Here is a 17,783-nt window from a genome sequence, read left to right as displayed (position 1 = left end):
CTAGTTCCAATTCCCGTCGTATTTCACCCCAGCCGACACGACGCGGCGGGCTTGAAGCCCGCCGCCCTCGTGCCTGCCGGAACCTGAAGATCAGGGCGCTGCACCGCGGACGCCTTCGCCGATGCGGGCGGCCGTGTCCGGCGGCACATCCCCGAGCACGGTGATCCAGTGGTCACCCAGCCTGCGGCTGTAGACATTCACCGCCCCGAGACGCTGGCGATGGGCATCGGCGCGCTCGCCATCGGCCTGGCGAATATACACCGAAACGGTCGCCAAACCATCACTGAGCAGCAGGTGATCGATGGCCGCACCGGTCTCCGGGTCGATGTGGCGGCTGCGCCGCACCTCCTTGAATCCAGGGGGAAGATAGGTCAGCCGCCAGCGGATATCGGCCGGAATTTCCTTGCGATCGAGCACCTTCCAGCCTTGATGGTCCTCGCCTTCCTGGGGCAACGCCACCGCCTCACCCACCTTGAGATCGGTCACCACGAACGATTCCAGAACCTCGCCGTCGCGGTCGACCAACTCGAAGCGCAGCGGCAACCGGGTTTCGGTGTCGATCCAGAGACGGCGGCCGTAGCGGTGGGCATCCAGCGGTTCGATCACGATTTCCCGGGCCGGACGCCCGGCCACCTGGGTTTGCGCCCCGAGGCGCAGGCGGTAGTAGCGCGCCAGCTCGTCCCAGCGGCTCGGCAGGGTATTGTCAAACAGAGGATGGTCGCCATGGCGGAACCCGACGGTGACCATTTTCCGATCGGGAAAATAACAGCGGATCTGATCCGATTCGCGCACCACGGTTCTCGGGGCCCCGTCCAGCGCCTGCAGGCGTTCGCGGACGACGCCGTCTTCGAGCAGATGCACCAGCCGCAAGGTCTGGATCCGGTTGTCGCGGCTGTAGACCACGGTGGCCTGATAATCGAGATGCCGCATCGCCTCGTTCATCGCCTGCAACCAGTCCTGGGGGGATTTCAGCTCTGCGGCCAAGGCGATCAGGCCGTGGCAGAGCAACCACAGCAAAGCGCAAAAACGGGTTTTCGGCATCTCAACGCCCGCCATGACTGACGATACGGGCATAGCTGATCATCTGCTGGGCGCCGGGAAGGTAAAGGCTGTCCTCGCTGTGGGCGAGCAGATAGTCTTCCAGCCGTTCGTCCCGCGCTATCCGGGAAGGAACGCTCGCAGCTTCGGCCGTCTTCTGCACTGGCGTTTCCGGGGTATCCGGCTGCCGCCACAGGAAAGCGACCAGCACGCCGGCGGCGACGGCCATCGGCACCGTCACCCACGGATTGCGCCAGAAAGGAAGGGAATCCGGTTGCGGTCCGGAGGCGTCACTCTGCCATTGGGGAATCTGCGGTTCGGGCGCGGGTTCTTCGGCCAGGGCAGCCTGAATCCGCCCGAGAAAGGCGGCGGTGGCGTGCGCACCAGCGCCGTGGCGCACAGCCTGGCGGATCAACTGGTACTGATACCACGTATCCTGAAGATTCGAGTCGTTGTGCAGACGCTCCAACAAGGCGATCGCTTCGTCGGGAGGCAGTTCGTCGTCCATCAAGAGGGAGAGTTTCCAATTCACATCGTCTTGCATGAGCGGATGCCTCTGGTCATTTTTCCACCGGTTCGGATTTTTTCGCTTTGCGATCCTTGCGCATGCCGCTTTGCAAGGTCCGCAGTTTCTTGTCGATCGCCTCCCGGGCCCGGAAGATGCGCGAACGCACCGTTCCGACCGGACAACCCATCGCCTGAGCGATTTCCTCGTAACTCAACCCTTCGAATTCCCGCAGGATGATGGCGGTACGCAATTCGTCGGGCAACTCCTCGATCGCCTGGCGCACCGCGTCGGCGATCTCCTCGCTCAACAGGATCCCCTCGGGGGTCTCCTGGTCCTTTAGACGAACGGCCCCTTCGAATTGTTCCGCGGTTTCCAGTTCGATTTCCGAATCGGAAGGCCGCCGCGCCCGGGCGGCGATGTGATTCTTGGCGGTATTGATGGCGATCCGGTACAGCCAGGTGTAGAACGCGCTGTCCCCGCGGAAACGGGGCAGCGCCCGGTAGGCCTTGATGAAGGTTTCCTGGGCGACGTCCAGGGCCTCGGACGGATCGCGGATGTAGCGGCTGATGAGCTGGACGATCTTGGGCTGATACTTGAGCACCAGCAGATCGAAGGCTTTCTTGTCCCCCTGCTGGACGCGCCGGACCAGCTCGCGGTCAACGTCCGCCGCCGATTGGCCTTCTGCTTTCAATCCCTTTTCCCCGTCTGTGAGCGTCGCTTCGGCCTGCATCGCCAGATTGGCCCGAACTGTGCACCAGTCCGTCCTGTCAAATGGATGACCGAACATTATCCCGGTTTCCCCCCCCACGTTCAACGCGGGCCTGTGCCACCGCAGGCGGATTCTGTTATAAATAGCCCATGACACACGCTTATCACGACGTCCTCATCATCGGCAGCGGTGCCGCCGGCCTCGGCGTCGCCCTGCGCCTTGCCGATCGCGCCCGGGTGGCCGTCCTCGCCAAGGCGGAAATGTCCGAGTGCAGCACCTTCTACGCCCAGGGCGGCATTTCCGCGGTGGTGGACGCCGAAGATTCGGTCGAATCCCACATCCAAGACACCCTGGAGGCCGGCGCCGGCCTGTGCGACCCGGAGATCGTGCGCCTGGTGGTCTCCCGCGGCAAGGCGGCGATCCAGTGGCTGCTGGATCAGGGCGTCACCTTCACCGAAGTGGAAGCCGAAGACGGCGGCCGCCACCTGCATCTGACCCGGGAGGGCGGCCACAGCCACCGCCGCGTGGTCCATGCCGCCGACGCTACCGGCAAGGCGGTGGAGACCTCGCTGCTGGCCCGGGCCAAAGCCCACCCCAACATCGACCTTTACGAATACCACAACGCCATCGACCTCATCACCACCGCCAAGCTCGACCGCGCGCCGCAGCGGGTGGTGGGCGCCTATGTGCTCGACCGCAACGCCCGCAAGGTGCGGACTTTCGGGGCCCGAACGGTGGTATTGGCCACCGGTGGAGCAGCCAAGGTCTATCTCTACACCAGCAATCCGGACACCGCCACCGGCGACGGCATCGCCATGGCCTGGCGCGCCGGCTGCCGGGTGGCCAACATGGAATTCATGCAGTTCCATCCCACCTGCCTGTATCACCCCCAAGCGCGCTCGTTCCTGATCTCCGAGGCCCTGCGCGGCGAGGGGGCCCGGCTGCTGCTGCCCGACGGCACCCCGTTCATGGACCGCTTCGACCCCCGCGCCGAACTGGCGCCGCGCGACATCGTCGCCCGCGCCATCGACCACGAGATGAAGCGCCTCGGGATCGACTGCGTCTATCTCGACATCTCCCACAAGCCGGCGGGCTTCATCCGCGACCACTTTCCCACCATCTACCGGCGCTGCCTGGCATTCGGCATCGACATCACCCGGGAACCGATCCCGGTGGTGCCCGCGGCCCACTACACCTGCGGCGGGGTGGTCACAGACGCCCGCGGGCGTACCGACATCCCCGGCCTGTACGCGGTGGGGGAAACCGCCTGCACCGGACTGCACGGTGCCAACCGCATGGCCAGCAACTCGCTGCTGGAATGCCTGGTGTTCTCCGAGCTGGCGGCCGAAGACCTGCGCGACCATCTCGACGACCTGCCTGCCCCGCCGCCGCTGCCGGCCTGGGACGAATCCCAGGTCACCGATTCCGACGAGGAAGTGGTGGTGAGCCACAACTGGGACGAGATCCGCCGCTTCATGTGGGACTACGTCGGCATCGTCCGCACCGACAAGCGTCTGCAGCGGGCCCTTAGGCGGGTGGAACTGCTCAAACAGGAGATCGCCGACTACTACGGCCACTTCCGCGTCACCAGCGATCTGTTGGAGCTGCGCAACCTCATCATCGCCGCCGAACTGATCGTCAGAAGCGCCATGACGCGCAAGGAAAGCCGCGGGCTGCACTACACCCTCGACTATCCCCGCCCCAAGGATCCGCCCCGCAACACCGTCCTGACGCCCCCTGCCCCATGACGCGCGAGCAGATCACCGGCGTGGTCCTGGCTGGCGGCAGAGCCCGGCGGCTGGGCGGCATCGACAAGGGATTGCTTGAGTACCGCGGCCGGCCCCTGATCCGCTATGCCCTGCAGGCGCTGGAACCGGTGTGCGGCGAAATTCTCATCAACGCCAACCGCAATCTGGCGGATTACCGCCGCTTCGGCCACCCGGTCGTCCCCGATTCACTGCCCGATTTCCAGGGGCCCCTGGCCGGTATCCTCGCCGCCCTGGGGCGGGCCAGGACCCCTTGCCTGCTGGTGGTCCCCTGCGACAGCCCCCGGCTCTCCGCCACGCTGCTGGCGCGCCTGCCGGCGGCGCTGGACGACGGCCACGACATCGCCATCGCCCACGACGGACAGCGGCTGCACCCGGTGGTCATGGCCCTGCGCACCCATCTGGCCGACGATCTGGCCGCCTGGCTCGCCGCCGGGCACCACAAGATCGATCGCTGGGCCGGGCGCCATCGGTGGACGGCGGTGGACTGCAGCGACCATCCCGACGCCTTCCTCAACGTCAACACCCCCGAAGACTTCCATGGCGCGCCTTGAACTGAGCGACAGCGGCCTGGCCGCCGCCCTGCCCGTCACCGCCCACGACGAATACGGCCGTCCGGTGGAAAAGGCCGTCGCCGCCGAACGGCCCTTGACCGTCTATCTGGACAAGCATGAAATCGTCACCCTGATGACCCTGGGCACCGAACCGGAACTGCTGACCCTGGGCTACCTGCGCAATCAGGGTCTGGTGGACGACATCGCCGAGATCAAGGCAGTGCAGGTGGACTGGGAAGTGGAGGCGGCCGCCGTGGTCACCCGCCACGGCACCGATCCGGACAAACTGGCGCTGCTGGGGAAGCGCACGGTCACCACCGGCTGTGGTCAGGGGACGGTCTACGGTCGGCTGCAGGAACGCCTGGAGAAGATCCGCCTGCAGCCGCCGCCAGTGCGCCAGTCGGTCCTCTACCGCCTGCTGGCCAATCTCAAGGCCCACAACGCAGTCTACAAACAGGCCGGCGCCGTCCACGGCTGCGCCCTGTGTTCCCCGAAAGGAGAGATCCTGTTCTTCTGCGAGGACGTGGGCCGCCACAACGCCGTCGACGCCATCGCCGGTCACATGTGGCTCAACGGCATCGACGGCGGCGACAAGATTTTCTACACCACCGGACGCCTGACCTCGGAGATGAGCATCAAGGCGGCGCAGATGGGCATCCCGGTGCTGCTGTCGCGCTCCGGGGTCACCCAGATGGGCCTGGAAATGGCCCGCCGGGCCGGCATCGTCCTGATCGCCCGAGCCCGGGGACACCATTTCCTGGTGTACCACGGCCGGGAACGGCTGGTTTACGACGCCCCACCGCGGCGGTCGGCCTGAAGCATCGCCGCCAACTCGTCCTCGAAGAAGAACTTCTCCTCGCCGAAGGCGGGCCTGAGCTGATCGAGCCAGGTGGCCTTAGGGTCGAAGCGGGCGAAGAAGGGCCGCTGGACCCAGTCGGGATTGCGCCCCTGGATGAAGCGCAGCACGAAGACCTTTTCCCCGGCGATCTCCGTCACGCCCTGGATATCCACCTTGCCGGGCGTGGCGCTCATGCTGGGACCGCGGGCGGTACGCCCCAGACCGGAAACCTGCTGCAGCGCCTGACGGTAAATCTCCCAGCAGCGCGCCAGCGGCGCCTCGAAATAGTGACGCGCCCCGGTGTCGCGCTCCACGAACATGTAATAAGGCACGATGCCTAAACTCACCTGGGTCTGCCACAGCCTTGCCCAGACACCGGGATCGTCGTTGACGTGGGCGATCAAGGGCCCCTGGGCGCGGATCACCGCGCCGGTCTCCCGCACCCGGGCGATGGCCCGGCGCGCCGCCGGGGTCTCCAGCTCGCGCCAGTGGTTGTAATGGGCCATGAGGGCCACGTGCTTGCCGCCGGCGACCAGCCTTTCCAGCAGCCGCAGCAGGTCGTCGGCGTCCTCGTCGCTCAGATAGCGGTGGGGCCAGAAGCTCAGGGACTTGGTGCCGATGCGGAGGGTGCGGATGTGTGCGAATTCCGGCGCCAGCAACGGCTCCAGATAATCGGCCAGATGACGGGTCTTCATCACCAGGGGGTCGCCGCCGGTAATCAACAGATCGGTCACTTCCCGGTGACGGCGCAGGTAATCGTGCAACACCCCCGCCTCGCGGGAGGCCATGCGCAGCGACTTGTCGCCGATGAACTGAGCCCAGCGGAAGCAGAAGGTGCAGTAGCTGTGACAGGTCTGCCCCTGGCTGGGGAAGAACAGCACCGTCTCCCGATATTTGTGCTGCAGGCCGCCTATGGGATTGCCCTCGGCGTCACGGGGGCGGTTCAGCGCCAGCTGTCCGGCCGGGTGAGGATTGAGACGGGCGCGGATTTTCTGCACCCTGGCCCTGATCTCGCCCGCCGGCGCCTGACGTTGCAGCAGATCCGTCATCGCCGCTAGGTCGTCGGGAGCCAGCATCCCGGGCTGCGGGAAGGTGAGCTGGAACAGGGGATCGTCCGGCACCCGGTCCCAGTCGATGAGCTCCTCGATCACGTAACGGTTGACCCGGAACGGCAGGACGTGAGCCACCGCCCGCATGGCGAGGCGCTGTTGCGGTGACAGGGACTGGAGATGGGGGATCGTCCCCTTCTCCAGATCCGCTAGGGTATAAACCTCGAAACGGGGGCCCGGCTGCATCCGGGGGAAAGCTTTGGTCGCGCTGGAGTGTGGCATGGGACGCTTGTGTGGCTGGTTGAATCGGGAAAGCCATGGAGTATAACATGGCCCCGTCGGCGGAAAATCCACCGTTGTGCACGACAGGTCTTGCATGGAATCCGGCTATCCTCTAGAATTCACCGTTTCAGATCAGCCCCAAATCGGAAGTTCGCAAGGAGAATCATGAAGACCTTTAGCGCCAAACCCCACGAAGTGAAACGCGACTGGTACGTCATCGATGCCGAAGGAAAGACGTTGGGGCGTCTGGCCGCCGAGATCGCCCGCCGCCTGCGGGGCAAGCACAAGCCCGAATACACCCCCCACGTGGACACCGGCGACTACATCATCGTCATCAACGCCGAGAAGGTGAAGGTGACCGGCCGCAAGGAAGAAAGGAAAGTCTACTACCGCCACAGCGGCTATCCCGGCGGTATCAAATCGATCACCCTCGGCAAACAGCGCGCCACGCATCCCGAGCGCATCATCGAGAATGCGGTCCGCGGCATGCTGCCGAAGAATCCGCTCGGCCGGGCGATGTTCCGCAAGCTCAAGGTTTACGCCGGCTCGCAGCACAACCATCACGCCCAACAACCCAAAGTTCTGGAACTGTAAGCAACCGATCATGGCACAAACCCAATATCACTACGGCACCGGCCGTCGCAAGAGTTCCGTCGCCCGTGTCTTCCTGAAGCCGGGCTCCGGTCAGATCACCGTCAACCAGAAGCCGCTGGACGTCTATTTCGGCCGCAAGACCGACTGCATGATCGTGCGCCAGCCGCTGGAATGTGTTGAAATGACCGAAAAATTCGATATCATGATTACGGTCAAGGGCAGCGGTCCGACCGGACAGGCCGGCGCGATCCGCCACGGCATCGCCCGCGCCCTGGTCGATTACGACGAAACCCTGCGTTCCCCGCTGCGCAAAGCCGGTCATCTGACCCGGGACGCCCGCAAGGTGGAACGCAAGAAGGTGGGTCTGCACAAAGCCCGCAAACGGCCGCAGTACTCCAAACGCTGATACCGATTTCTTGGGGGATCGTCTAGCGGCAGGACAACGGACTCTGACTCCGTTTACCCAGGTTCGAATCCTGGTCCCCCAGCCAACCCGGAAGCCGCCCGTACAGGGCGGCTTTTTCATGGCGACGGGAAAACCATGCTGAGCTCTCCGCTATCGGCCTTCTGGACCCTGCTCAAACGCGACCTGATCCTGGCCTTCCGCCACCGGGGCGAGCTGCTCAACCCCCCGCTGTTCTTCCTGATGATCGTCAGCCTCTATCCCTTGGGGATCAGCCCGGAACCGGAGATCCTGCGCACCATCGCCCCCGGCATCATCTGGATCGCCGCCCTGCTGTCGGCGCTGTTCTCCCTGGAGAACCTGTTCAAGACCGATTTCGCCGACGGCACTCTGGAACAACTGGCCCTCAGCCCCCATCCCCTGCCCTGGCTGGTCACCGCCAAGGTTCTGGCCCACTGGCTGGTCAGCGGCCTGCCGATGTTGCTGCTGGCCCCGGTGCTGGCGCTGCTGCTGTCCCTGTCCCAGCCCGCCACCCTGGCGCTGCTGGCCACCCTGGCCCTGGGCACCCCGCTGCTGAGCCTGATCGGCGCCGTCGGCACCGCCCTGACGGTGGGACTGCGCCGCGGCGGCGTGCTGCTGACCTTGCTGGTGCTGCCCCTCTACATTCCGGTGCTGATTTTCGCCACCGGGGCCGTCGGCGCCGCCGCCGCCGGCCTGCCGATCTCAGGGCAGCTGTATTTCCTCGCCGCCCTGCTGGCACTGGCCTCGACCCTGGCGCCGTTGGCCATCGCCGCCGCCATCCGCATCAGCTTGAGCTGACGCTAGCGCGGCCAGGCCGACTCCAGCCGCCAGTACCAGCCTGTGGGATCTGCAGGATTGACATAAGGCCGCAGCACGGCATCGTAATGCCGCCCTAAGGCGTCTATGGGATTGAAAATCACGTTTCTGCTCCCCGGGAAATACACCACGCCGCCGCGGCCCGATGCGCCACCGGCGGCGATGTTTCCCAGGCGCCAGTAGAGCCCCTCCGGATCGAGCGGATTGACATAGGACAACAGCTCACCGTGAAGCAACCCGCCGTCGACCTCCACCGCGTCGATGACGATATTCCAATCGTCCGTCAACCGGGCCGCCGACGGCTGGTCCAGATTCACACGCACCTGCAACCGGTAGTCGCCGGTTTGCGCCCAGGACAAGGCGGTATTGGCCTGGATCAGGTACTCCCCCGGTTCCAAGCGAGCATAAAGCATGGCATCGAGACCTGTGCCGCTGTCATCATCCCAAGCGATCAGCTTCTGACGCTCGCGGTCGTACAGTTCGAGATAAGAATCTGCCGTGTCAGACGCCAGCTGCACCACCACCAGCGCCGTCACCGGCAGCTGGAAGCGGTACAGATCCACGAAGCTGTCGTCGCTGTCGAAGGGTGAGTCGGCGAGAAAGCGCCGCTGACAATCTGACGGCTCGAAGCGGCCTTCCACAGGCTGATTCAAAAGGATCGCGACCTGCCGGCGGCATGCCTCGGGCTGCGGACTGGGGACGTCGTACAAAACGGCCACGCCGTCCATGTCGTCTTTCTGGGGGAATTCCAGATCGCTCACCAGCGAGGTCATGATTGAGGGGACCCCGCTGTCCTCGTGATCCAGCCCCAGAACATGACCCAGCTCGTGGGTGGCGACCCGGACGAAATCCTCACGGCGGCGCAGGGGGCCCGAATAGATGTCCCAGTCCAGGGTGCCGTTGAAAACGATATCGGCTTCCTCGATCAGGCCCGCACGGGTCTGGGTATAGGTGATCGCCAGGGTGGTGCGGCCGAAGACGAAACCGCAATCATCCACCCGGAAACCGGCTCCGCTTTGACCGTCGCTGCGGCACGGATCCGGCGCCGTCCCTTCATCGGCATGGAACGTAAAACCGGTGCTGCGATTCCACCGTTCCATGGCCTCCCGGAAGCCGTCGTTCCAGCGCGTGCCACTGGGGGCGCGATCCCGTCCCTGGGTATCCACCAGATCGAACCGTATGGTGGTCTCAGGCTGCGGCCAGCGCCCGCCCATGAATTGATAGGCGAAGCTGGTGGCGGCAACGCCGTACAGGACAAGGAAGCAAAACAGCCTCATGGCTGCAGCGCCTCCAGGCGCTGACGCAATAGGTCTTCGAACTGTACCGGCGTCAGCCCCCTGTCCCAGGCCCGGCTTTCGGTGCGCACCCCTTTGGGAACCCCCCGGCTCAAAGCCCACCTGGCGCCATTCTCTCCCTTGGGCGACCCGGTCACCGCCACCACCGGCTTGCCGTCGCCGCCGACCACCACGGCGCGGCCGTTCCGCACCACGATCCTGAAATGCCCCTGGGACCAGCCGTAGAGGGGATTGGCCTGGCGGCGCCGGAGGGATTCGACGAAATAGATGCCCCGCTCCCCCGGCTGGGGATAGCGCATCTCATCCACCCGCAGGCCGCGGGCAGGGGCACCGGCAAAATCCAGGCTCAAGGTATCGCCGTCGTAATCGCCCTTGATGATCGCCTCGACCCGGAAGGTGACGCGGGTATAGGGTCTTGGGCCGTCATCCCGGATTTCGCTGCCGCTCACCTGCCCCCGGAACACCAGCTCCGAGTTGCGCAGCATCTCGTCCAGACCGGCCTCCCGCACCGACGTGGCCGCCGCAACCTGCAGCCACAGGAACCAGAACCCAACCAACCATCGCATTCCCATCGCTCGCCTCCTTCCCGCAGGAGTCAGATAGCCGGGATTATCGCAGATAATCGACCACCCCGCGGACGAAATCGTCGTGGAAGTACTTGTACTTTTCCCGCACTTCCAGACCGTGGCATCCCAGGCAGAAGGTCTTCTGCGGCTGCAGCTGGCGCAGAAAGCTGGAGTGGGGGTCGCCCTCCAGGTTCTTGCGGTTGGCCGCCAGCGGCGGGCGCTTCGCCTGACGGTGCCTGGGGGTCCAGACGTGAGGATCGTGGCAAGTGGTACAGCCGATGGCACCGGTTTCGCTGTCCTGCTCCCTGGCATCGAGCAGCGGTATCCTGTCGGGCTCGGATCGCAGCACGATGTCCTTGTGGGGATGGCTGAAAAACTTCACCACCTTATCCTTAGCCACCGCCTGGGGATGATCCTGATGGCAGTTGAGGCATAGCTGGTCGCGCCGAAATGGCGTGCTATCGCCGTCCTCAGCGGGCTTTTGCGGATGGCCGACGATCTTGGCCGCATAAAGATAAGGCCACTTGCCCTTGCCCCGGTGCAAGGTGTGGCAAGCGCCGCACAGGCCGGCCTGGGCCGGGGTTTCGTCGAAGTGGTTGCGGCTGTCCTTGGCGGTGATGCGAAGATCGTGATCGCTGCCCAGCACCGGGCTATTGTCTTCATGGCAGTGGCGGCACAACCGGCCGTCGTGATGATCCTCCACCAGCGCAGGGGTATTGGGACGACCCCGGTGAACCGCATGACAGGTCAGGCAACCGACTTTTTTCCAACGCTGTCCGGCGATGGTGACCGGTTCCTCCAGCGTCACATTGACCGGGTGCACTCCCTTCCGGCGGGCGTCGTCCTTGTCCTTGGCGTGCTGGCGCGGGTGGCAGTCCTGGCATAGGGATTCGGCGGGTTTCAGCAGCATCGGCGTTTGCGGCTTGCCGTCGTGGACCGGGTGGCAGCTGCCGCAGGTGACGAAACGAACCCGTTTGCCGCCGCGAAGGATCTTTTCCTCCGGCTTGACGTTGACGGGATGGACCCCTTTGCGACGGGCTTCCCTTTTACTACGGCTGAACTGGCGTCTATGGCACTGGCGGCAGAGCTGCCCCCGGTCATCGTCGAGCAACAACAGATCGTCGCTGACGCCACCGTGGATCTGATGGCAACTCTGGCATGCCAGAGTGTCGTCCGGGCCCAGCATGCCGCCGGCCTTCCGCAAGCTGTCGGGCAGGCCGTGGGTCAAACCCGGATCGGCAGGATACCCCGGCGCGCCTTTGTAAGGCGATGGCCGCAACCTGATTCCCAGGGGATGATTGACGCCGTGATGGGAATCGTCGGGATCGCGCGCCCCCTTGGCCTTGGATTCGTGACAGCGTTCGCACAACCGCCCCTCGGGGTTGGGAACCCGCAACCAGGGGTTTTTGTGATCGGGATACAGAGTCGTCCCTTCGATCTCGGCGGTATGGGGCGTATGGCAACTGGTGCAGGTGAGCTGGTGTTCCTCGGTGATCGGGAACACGTCCGGCAGCTCGTCCTCCCGCGGCCAGGGGCGTTTCTTCCGCTTCAATTCGGGATCGTAGAGGGTCGGGTGCTGGGCCCCGGCGCGAATGATCATACGGGAATCCACCACCGGGCCATGATGGCAGCTGTAGCACATCCGGAACCGGGCCACCGGCAACTGCCCCAGCTCGTCAGGCCCTCTGATTTCCAACGGCGCCTCTTTGGCGAACTCCAGATGGCACAGCAGGCAATCCTTCTGCGACACGGAAAGACCGGAGGCGGAAAAGGCGGGCGGTTCCCGTTCGCTAAAGGCCAAATCGAGAACGACGATCCGGTCGGCGCCGGTTTCGGCGGCGTAGAGTTTTCCATCGCGGTAAAACAGATTGCTGGGGGTATCGAGGATGACAGGGCGGCCGCTGGCGTCTTCCAGCCGCCCCAGCGGCTCTCCCTGATGGAACACGGCGATGGCGCCGAAATAGGCGTCGCTGACGAAAGCCAGCCCGTGCTGTGGATCGAGGGCGACGCCGTTGGGGCGGTACAGTTCCCCTTCCGCGATGCCGAAGCGGCCGAACTGGGCGAAATACCGTCCCTTGCGGTCGAACATCTGCACCCGTCCTCCCAGCACGTCGGCCACCAACAGGAAACCGCTCTCATCGACGGCGATCTGAAAGGGATACTGGAACTGCCCTTCCATGCGCCCGTAACCGCCGACACAACCCTGCAGCGCGCCGACGTCCCGGTCGATGCGGCACAACAAATGATTGCGGTCGCTCCAGACCAGTTCGTTGGCGACCGCCGCCACCGAAACCGGCCGGGGCGTCTTGGGCGTGCAGGGGGTTTCCGCCTCCAGGCAAGGCAGCGTCAACGGCCACTGCCGCTTTACCGCCCCGTCGCCACCCACCCAGACCAGGCGTCCGTGGCCGGTGTCGGCCACCAGCCAGCCGCCTTCCAAAGGCGCCAGCCCCAAAGGGCGGTCGAAGCCGTATTCCTTTACCGCGGGTTTGCCGCCGCCTCCGACGGGCCAGCGCCACAGCCGTCCTTCCGCATCCAGGGCCGCCAACGCCCGGGAAGATGCCGCCACCGCCGCCGGTTGCGGCAGACGGCCGACCACGGCGCGTTTCGTTACCTGCGGCCACGGCGCGGCCAGGGCCGGGGCGAGAGGCAACCACAGGAGCAACAGCAGGATGGTTCTCATCACTGGGTGATGTCGATGATGCGGATCTTCTGATCTTGGTCCCGATAGCGGCCGAAGAACTGCGGAATCATGTGGCGATAGACCAGACGGGCCTGTTCTCTGGAAACGCCCAGGCGCTCCAGGTCCAGCAACGGCCGTTCCTCCTGATGACAGTCGCTGCACTTGGGCCCCTGCTCTTCCAGCGGCAGATGCAACCGGGCCTGAAGCTCGGCCCGCTGTTCCAGACCGCTCTCCCGCCAGCGACGGGCGGTCGCCTCCGCCCACGGATCCTGCGGCAGCGGCACCACCGGCTCATTCTCCACGAAGGGGGCGATCTTCACCCAACCGTCGAGGGGCTGGCTGGCGGGGGTGTCGGTGCCGGTACGCAGCCGTCCTTCCCCCGCCACCGCCCTGCCGCTGCGGTAGTCGAGCCAAAGGTAGTCCAGCGCCTTGCCTTGGGGCCGGTAGTGGCAGGTGGCGCAGGCGACGAAGCGGCTGTGCATGTTCAGGAAGGCGCGGGTGCGCACCGACTTTTGATGGGGCAACGGCAGATGGCAGATCTGGCAAAAGGTCTCTCCTTGCGTCACCTTCTTTTCCGTACGGCGGTGAAAATGCGGCAGCTTGGCATCGATATCGTCGCGGATCTTCAGAGCCTTGTGCTTTTTCACCTTTTCCCGCGCCTTGGCCAGGGTTTCCGGATCGGGGCGGGCCTGTTCCACCGCCTGGATATAGTCGGGCTGCGCCTGGGCTGCGCCCCAGGCCAATCCCAGGACAACGAAGCCGATCCAACGCTTAATAGACATCCCGCTGATACCTGCCTTCCTGTTCCATCGTTTTGAGATACGCCTCGGCCTTTTCCTCGCTCAGCCCTCCCTGGCCCATGAGGATCTCCACCAGGGTGCAGTGGACGTCCTTGGCCATCCGCGAGGCATCGCCACAGACATAGAAGTAGGCACCGCCTTCCAGCCAGGCGTACAGCTCGACCGCCTCCTCCTGCATCCGGTGCTGGACGTAAATGCGCCGCTCCTGATCGCGGGAGAAGGCCAGCGACAGGCGGGTGAGCACACCCCGCTTGCGCTTGTCTTCCAACTCCTCGGCATAGAGGAAATCGGTGGCCTGATGCTGATCGCCGAAGAACAGCCAATTGCGGCCCGCAGCGCCGCTGGCCTCCCGCTCCTCCAGGAAGGCGCGGAACGGGGCGATACCGGTTCCCGATCCCACCATGATGACATCGGCGCTGCCGTCTTGGGGCAGGCGGAAATGGTCGTTGACCTGGACGAACGCCAGCGCCGTCTCCCCCGGCCGGCGCCGGGCCAGGTAATTGGAACAGATCCCTTCGCGGTCGCGGCCGTGGCTGTGGTAACGCACCACGCCCACGGTCAGATGGACCTGGCCGGGATGCATGCGGGGGCTGGAGGAAATGGAATACAGCCGTGGCGGCAGCTTGCGCAGCAGGGCGACGAAGGCCTGGGGATCCAGCTTCGGCGGATAGTCCTCCACCAGATCGATCAACTGCCGCCCCCAGAGATAGTCCTCCAGCGCCTTGGCGTCGGCCAACAGGGGCTGAAGTTCGGCGCCGCTGGCCTCGGCGTATTTCTCCAGCAGCGGCCGGGTCAGAGAGGTGATGTCCAAACGGCTGAAGAAAGCCTCCCTAAGGCTCAGACGCTCCCCCGACAGCTCCACTTCCTCATAGCCGCTCCACCCCAACACCCGGAGCAGGTCCTCCACGTAGGCCGGCGGGTTGGTGGGATACACCCCCAGCACGTCCCCCGGTTCGTAGCTCAGCCCGCTGCCTTCCAGGGAGAATTCGATATGGCGGGTTTCCTTGGCCGAACCAGGGCCGTTGAGGTTGCGGTTGACCAATACCGGCGCCGGATAGGGGCGCTGCTTGCCATAACCACTCTCCGCCGGGGCTTTCTCTGGCGGCGGCTCGACCCCTTCGTGGCCGCTCAGCTTACGGTAGATCTCGATCACCTTGGCCAGCCATTCGGCCGCAGGCTCCTCGTAATCCACGTCGGCGTCCACCCGCGGCAGCACCCGTTCGCCGCCCAGCTTTTCCAGGAAGGCGTCGAAATCCTTGCCGCACTGGCAGAAGTAGGTATAGCTGCTGTCGCCGAGGCCGAAGACCGCATAGTGCAGGTGCGGCAACAGCGGCTTTTCGTGGCTTTTTTCGGAAAGTTCCTTCAGATAACGGTGCAGGTTCTGGGCATTGAGGGGCGGTTCCCCTTCCCCCTGGGTGCTGGTGAGGACGAACAGATACTGAAAACGCGCCAGTTCCTTCGGCTCCAGCTCGGCCATGTCGATGAGCCGGACCGGCAGCTGCCAGCGTTCGGCCAAATGGAACAGCTGTTCGGCCACCCCTTCGGCGTTGCCGGTCTGGGAGCCGTAGAGGATGACCAGATGGTCATCGAGATCCCCGCCCGGTTCCAGGGAGGCGGCTTCCTCCTCGGATCCCAACAAACGCCGCCACCAGGCGGGGGGCGCGGGCATCTCCAGCATGATGGTGCGGAATTTCCCCCCGCCGAGGATCGGCACCGCCTCGTCCCTGTTCTCCCACAGCCACCACAGCGCCTGGCCCACCAGGAACAGCGCCGCCAGCGGCCCCAAAATCCAGACCACCGTCCACCAGGGAGAATCCTTCACCACCTCGAGATCGAAGCCGGCCTTCCGGATCCGATCCAGCGGCACCCAGGCCATATCGTGCATGTCGGTGAGCAGAAAGCCGCGGTTCAGGGGATTTTTGGCGTAGTCGCCGTGGCAACCGGACTGGCCGCAGGTGTCGGCCAGATGGTCCGGATGGGTGCTGGCCTTGGGATCGCGGTGGGACAGGATGCCGTGGCGGAAGCCCTCGTCTTCCGGCGCATGGCAGTCGATGCAGGACGCGCCGTCCTCCACCCCCACTTCCAGCAGGCGGGCATGCAGGAACTTGGCGTAGCTGTCCACGGCGAAGACGAAACGCGGCGCGGCCGGTTTCATCTCGCCGGTTTCCAGATCGCGGATCTTCGCCGCCTTCATCTTCTTGTGGTCGCCGTGGCAACAGACGCACAGGGCGTTGGCGTCGTTCTTGGAATAGTGGTTGCCGATGAGGCGGCGCAGGATGTGGCCGCCGAACTGATCGCGCCAGACCTCCCCCTGATGACAACTGCCGCATTCCGTGTCCACGTGGCCGAACGCCTCCATGAACTGGGCCAGGCGGTGGGGAGGGATGTAAGGCTCGTTGTAATGGCAATAGCGGCAGGAAGGATTTTGTTGGTTTTCGACTTCCTCGAGGCGGTTGCCGCCATGAAAATCCTTGGTCCAGCCGGCCTTCTTGCCCATGCCGTGGACCGATTTTTTGAATTCCTCCACGATGTCCTTGTGACTGAAGCGCTTGCCCTCCGAAGGCTCCTCCACGTGGCAGCTGGCCGAGCAATCCACATAGCCGTTCTTGGGATCGTGGGGATAGTCGCGGATCTTACGGTGACAGTCGCGACAAGGGACGCTGCCGTGCAGGGAGCCGTAATAGGCTTCCTTCAGGATGGTGGCGGTGCGCCGCACCCCCTGGTCATCGAAATATTCCAACCCTGGCAGGCTGTGACAGCTCAGACAGCCGTCCGGGTCGGCATGGCGCTCCAGGGCCGCCGCGCCGGCGGCCCACAGGGCGGTGAAGATCAGAACCAGTTGGACCATGAAGTGATGGCGATGAAAGACAACAAAAAGGTGATGATCAGGCCATTGACCAGACGGCTCCAGTCCACCGTTCCCACGGAGCTTTTGGGAGCGAAAGCTTGCCACTGGGGCTCGGGGAAGATCTGAATCCCCTGCTTGACCCGCTTGGGCGTCTTCTGGCGCGGTCCCGGCGTCCATTCGATGGCGTGCCATTCGCAATGATCGACGCAGTCGTGACAGGACATGCAGGAAGTCTGGTCCACGGTGGCGATGCGGTCCACCATCTTGATGGCCCCGCACATGCAGGCCTTGGCGCACTCGTTGCAACCGGTGCAGCGGCTGCGCTCGACCCGGATGTGGTAGGTCATGCGCAACTTGGCTCCCAGGCGGTTGACCAAGGCGTCGATAGCGCCGATGGGACACATGAGCTGGCAATAGGCCCGTCCCTTCTCGGAAAAGAAACCCAACAGCAGCAACATGGCCAGATTCGCCAGGCCGATGGTGGAGAAGATGAAAGCCAGCCCGGCGGCCCCTCCCGTGAGGGCCGAGACGAAGCGGGGCACGGTGACGAAGTTGCACAGGGTGCAGGCGCTCACCCCCGCCATGGGCAACAGCACCAGGTAGGCGGCCAGATAACCGTAGCGGATCGGCACCTGCGGCAGAAAGCGATAATCGATCTTCCAGCGTTCCCCCAAGGCGCGGCTGACCAGCTCGCTGAAGCCGCCCACAGGACAGAGGAAGGAACACCAGATGCGGCCGAAGAAAAAGGTCACGGTGATGATGGTGAAGAAGGCGATGACCCCGATCCAGGCCACCGACACGTGCATCCACAGATCCTCGAAGCTCATGCCGGGAAAATAGAGATAGAAGCGGCGCATGCACAGCACCCCGCACAGGTCCTTGTTGCCCACCAGTTGGGGCAGAAACGCCAGCGGCCCAAGGAAAGCGAGACAGGATGCGGCGATGACGCCATAACGGAATTTCTGCATTTTCGGCACCGCCTGCCAGCGGCGCCAGACGGATAAGGTTCTCATCAC

The 17,783-nt window shown here is 64.6% G+C and carries 16 protein-coding genes and 1 tRNA gene; 7 read left to right on the top strand and 10 right to left on the bottom strand.

Features of this window, described 5'->3' with window-relative positions; translation table 11 throughout:
- Positions 1-90: 90 nt before the first annotated feature.
- The 3 genes from MIN45_RS07890 to rpoE are packed head-to-tail and all read right to left on the bottom strand — an operon-like array spanning position 91 to position 2,237.
- Positions 91-1,041, bottom strand: coding sequence for a MucB/RseB C-terminal domain-containing protein (locus tag MIN45_RS07890; protein ID WP_286291418.1), 951 nt, complete (start codon positions 1,039-1,041; stop codon positions 91-93).
- 1 nt (position 1,042) lies between these two features.
- The gene (locus MIN45_RS07885) at positions 1,043-1,582 is read right to left on the bottom strand and encodes a sigma-E factor negative regulatory protein (protein ID WP_286291417.1); all 540 of its coding nucleotides are present in this window, start codon (positions 1,580-1,582) and stop codon (positions 1,043-1,045) included.
- Between the two features lie 16 nt (positions 1,583-1,598).
- Positions 1,599-2,237, bottom strand: a complete 639-nt coding sequence (gene rpoE / locus MIN45_RS07880) for an RNA polymerase sigma factor RpoE (RefSeq protein WP_286291416.1) — start codon at positions 2,235-2,237, stop codon at positions 1,599-1,601.
- A 167-nt stretch (positions 2,238-2,404) separates the two neighbouring features.
- On the opposite strand from rpoE, the gene nadB reads away from it, so the two are divergent.
- From nadB to MIN45_RS07865, 3 genes are read left to right on the top strand one after another with little or no spacing between them, the layout of a single operon-like run.
- Positions 2,405-4,003 carry an L-aspartate oxidase gene (nadB, locus tag MIN45_RS07875; protein WP_286291415.1) on the top strand — a complete coding sequence of 533 codons (1,599 nt, stop codon included), beginning with the start codon at positions 2,405-2,407 and terminating at the stop codon, positions 4,001-4,003.
- On the top strand, positions 4,000-4,575 hold the full coding sequence (mobA, locus tag MIN45_RS07870; RefSeq protein WP_286291414.1) for a molybdenum cofactor guanylyltransferase MobA: 576 nt from the start codon (positions 4,000-4,002) through the stop codon (positions 4,573-4,575). Before nadB ends, mobA begins: the two co-directional genes overlap by 4 nt.
- Positions 4,562-5,392, top strand: coding sequence for a formate dehydrogenase accessory sulfurtransferase FdhD (locus tag MIN45_RS07865; RefSeq protein WP_286291413.1), 831 nt, complete (start codon positions 4,562-4,564; stop codon positions 5,390-5,392). The genes mobA and MIN45_RS07865 overlap by 14 nt, the downstream gene beginning before the upstream one ends.
- Here the strand turns inward: MIN45_RS07865 and MIN45_RS07860 are convergent.
- Complete coding sequence (locus MIN45_RS07860) at positions 5,362-6,744, bottom strand: KamA family radical SAM protein (RefSeq protein WP_286291412.1); 1,383 nt, start codon at positions 6,742-6,744, stop codon at positions 5,362-5,364. The genes MIN45_RS07865 and MIN45_RS07860 overlap by 31 nt on opposite strands.
- Positions 6,745-6,909: 165 nt before the next feature.
- Between MIN45_RS07860 and rplM the strand changes: the two genes are divergently transcribed.
- The 4 genes from rplM to ccmB all read left to right on the top strand — a co-directional run bounded on the left by rplM (position 6,910) and on the right by ccmB (position 8,560).
- Positions 6,910-7,338 carry a 50S ribosomal protein L13 gene (gene rplM, locus MIN45_RS07855; protein WP_286291411.1) on the top strand — a complete coding sequence of 143 codons (429 nt, stop codon included), beginning with the start codon at positions 6,910-6,912 and terminating at the stop codon, positions 7,336-7,338.
- Positions 7,339-7,348: 10 nt separating this feature from the next.
- A complete protein-coding gene (gene rpsI, locus MIN45_RS07850; protein ID WP_286291410.1) occupies positions 7,349-7,744 on the top strand; it encodes a 30S ribosomal protein S9 in 396 nt (131 codons plus the stop codon).
- Positions 7,745-7,755: 11 nt separating this feature from the next.
- Positions 7,756-7,829: transfer RNA gene (locus MIN45_RS07845), tRNA-Gln, on the top strand.
- Between the two features lie 50 nt (positions 7,830-7,879).
- Complete coding sequence (ccmB, locus tag MIN45_RS07840; protein WP_286291409.1) at positions 7,880-8,560, top strand: heme exporter protein CcmB; 681 nt, start codon at positions 7,880-7,882, stop codon at positions 8,558-8,560.
- A 2-nt stretch (positions 8,561-8,562) separates the two neighbouring features.
- On the opposite strand, the gene MIN45_RS07835 is transcribed toward ccmB, so the two are convergent.
- The 6 genes from MIN45_RS07835 to MIN45_RS07810 are packed head-to-tail and all read right to left on the bottom strand — an operon-like array spanning position 8,563 to position 17,780.
- Positions 8,563-9,855 carry a matrixin family metalloprotease gene (locus MIN45_RS07835; RefSeq protein ID WP_286291408.1) on the bottom strand — a complete coding sequence of 431 codons (1,293 nt, stop codon included), beginning with the start codon at positions 9,853-9,855 and terminating at the stop codon, positions 8,563-8,565.
- The gene (locus MIN45_RS07830) at positions 9,852-10,439 is read right to left on the bottom strand and encodes an adenine nucleotide alpha hydrolase family protein (RefSeq protein ID WP_286291407.1); all 588 of its coding nucleotides are present in this window, start codon (positions 10,437-10,439) and stop codon (positions 9,852-9,854) included. The genes MIN45_RS07835 and MIN45_RS07830 overlap by 4 nt, the downstream gene beginning before the upstream one ends.
- Positions 10,440-10,482: 43 nt before the next feature.
- Complete coding sequence (locus MIN45_RS07825) at positions 10,483-13,119, bottom strand: NHL repeat-containing protein (RefSeq protein ID WP_286291405.1); 2,637 nt, start codon at positions 13,117-13,119, stop codon at positions 10,483-10,485.
- Positions 13,119-13,901, bottom strand: a complete 783-nt coding sequence (locus tag MIN45_RS07820) for a hypothetical protein (RefSeq protein ID WP_286291403.1) — start codon at positions 13,899-13,901, stop codon at positions 13,119-13,121. The genes MIN45_RS07825 and MIN45_RS07820 overlap by 1 nt, the downstream gene beginning before the upstream one ends.
- Positions 13,891-16,767, bottom strand: a complete 2,877-nt coding sequence (locus tag MIN45_RS07815; protein WP_286291401.1) for a diflavin oxidoreductase — start codon at positions 16,765-16,767, stop codon at positions 13,891-13,893. The genes MIN45_RS07820 and MIN45_RS07815 overlap by 11 nt, the downstream gene beginning before the upstream one ends.
- Positions 16,749-17,780 carry a 4Fe-4S binding protein gene (locus tag MIN45_RS07810; RefSeq protein ID WP_286291400.1) on the bottom strand — a complete coding sequence of 344 codons (1,032 nt, stop codon included), beginning with the start codon at positions 17,778-17,780 and terminating at the stop codon, positions 16,749-16,751. Before MIN45_RS07810 ends, MIN45_RS07815 begins: the two co-directional genes overlap by 19 nt.
- Between the last annotated feature and the right edge of the window lie 3 nt (positions 17,781-17,783).

The sequence above is a fragment of the Methylomarinovum tepidoasis genome (assembly GCF_030294985.1).
GTDB classification, from domain to species: domain Bacteria; phylum Pseudomonadota; class Gammaproteobacteria; order Methylococcales; family Methylothermaceae; genus Methylohalobius; species Methylohalobius tepidoasis.
Note: the sequence above shows the minus strand (reverse complement) of the source record. Positions and strands in the feature narration are given on the sequence as shown.

Excerpts from the sequence above, each read along its gene's own strand:
- MIN45_RS07890 (WP_286291418.1), bottom strand. The coding sequence starts at position 1,041 with ATGCCGAAAACCCGTTTTTGCGCTTTGCTGTGGTTGCTCTGCCACGGC.
- MIN45_RS07885 (WP_286291417.1), bottom strand. The coding sequence starts at position 1,582 with ATGCAAGACGATGTGAATTGGAAACTCTCCCTCTTGATGGACGACGAA.
- nadB (WP_286291415.1), top strand. The coding sequence starts at position 2,405 with ATGACACACGCTTATCACGACGTCCTCATCATCGGCAGCGGTGCCGCC.
- mobA (WP_286291414.1), top strand. The coding sequence starts at position 4,000 with ATGACGCGCGAGCAGATCACCGGCGTGGTCCTGGCTGGCGGCAGAGCC.
- MIN45_RS07865 (WP_286291413.1), top strand. The coding sequence starts at position 4,562 with ATGGCGCGCCTTGAACTGAGCGACAGCGGCCTGGCCGCCGCCCTGCCC.
- MIN45_RS07860 (WP_286291412.1), bottom strand. The coding sequence starts at position 6,744 with ATGCCACACTCCAGCGCGACCAAAGCTTTCCCCCGGATGCAGCCGGGC.
- rplM (WP_286291411.1), top strand. The coding sequence starts at position 6,910 with ATGAAGACCTTTAGCGCCAAACCCCACGAAGTGAAACGCGACTGGTAC.
- rpsI (WP_286291410.1), top strand. The coding sequence starts at position 7,349 with ATGGCACAAACCCAATATCACTACGGCACCGGCCGTCGCAAGAGTTCC.
- ccmB (WP_286291409.1), top strand. The coding sequence starts at position 7,880 with ATGCTGAGCTCTCCGCTATCGGCCTTCTGGACCCTGCTCAAACGCGAC.
- MIN45_RS07835 (WP_286291408.1), bottom strand. The coding sequence starts at position 9,855 with ATGAGGCTGTTTTGCTTCCTTGTCCTGTACGGCGTTGCCGCCACCAGC.
- MIN45_RS07830 (WP_286291407.1), bottom strand. The coding sequence starts at position 10,439 with ATGCGATGGTTGGTTGGGTTCTGGTTCCTGTGGCTGCAGGTTGCGGCG.
- MIN45_RS07825 (WP_286291405.1), bottom strand. The coding sequence starts at position 13,119 with ATGAGAACCATCCTGCTGTTGCTCCTGTGGTTGCCTCTCGCCCCGGCC.
- MIN45_RS07820 (WP_286291403.1), bottom strand. The coding sequence starts at position 13,901 with ATGTCTATTAAGCGTTGGATCGGCTTCGTTGTCCTGGGATTGGCCTGG.
- MIN45_RS07815 (WP_286291401.1), bottom strand. The coding sequence starts at position 16,767 with ATGGTCCAACTGGTTCTGATCTTCACCGCCCTGTGGGCCGCCGGCGCG.
- MIN45_RS07810 (WP_286291400.1), bottom strand. The coding sequence starts at position 17,780 with ATGAGAACCTTATCCGTCTGGCGCCGCTGGCAGGCGGTGCCGAAAATG.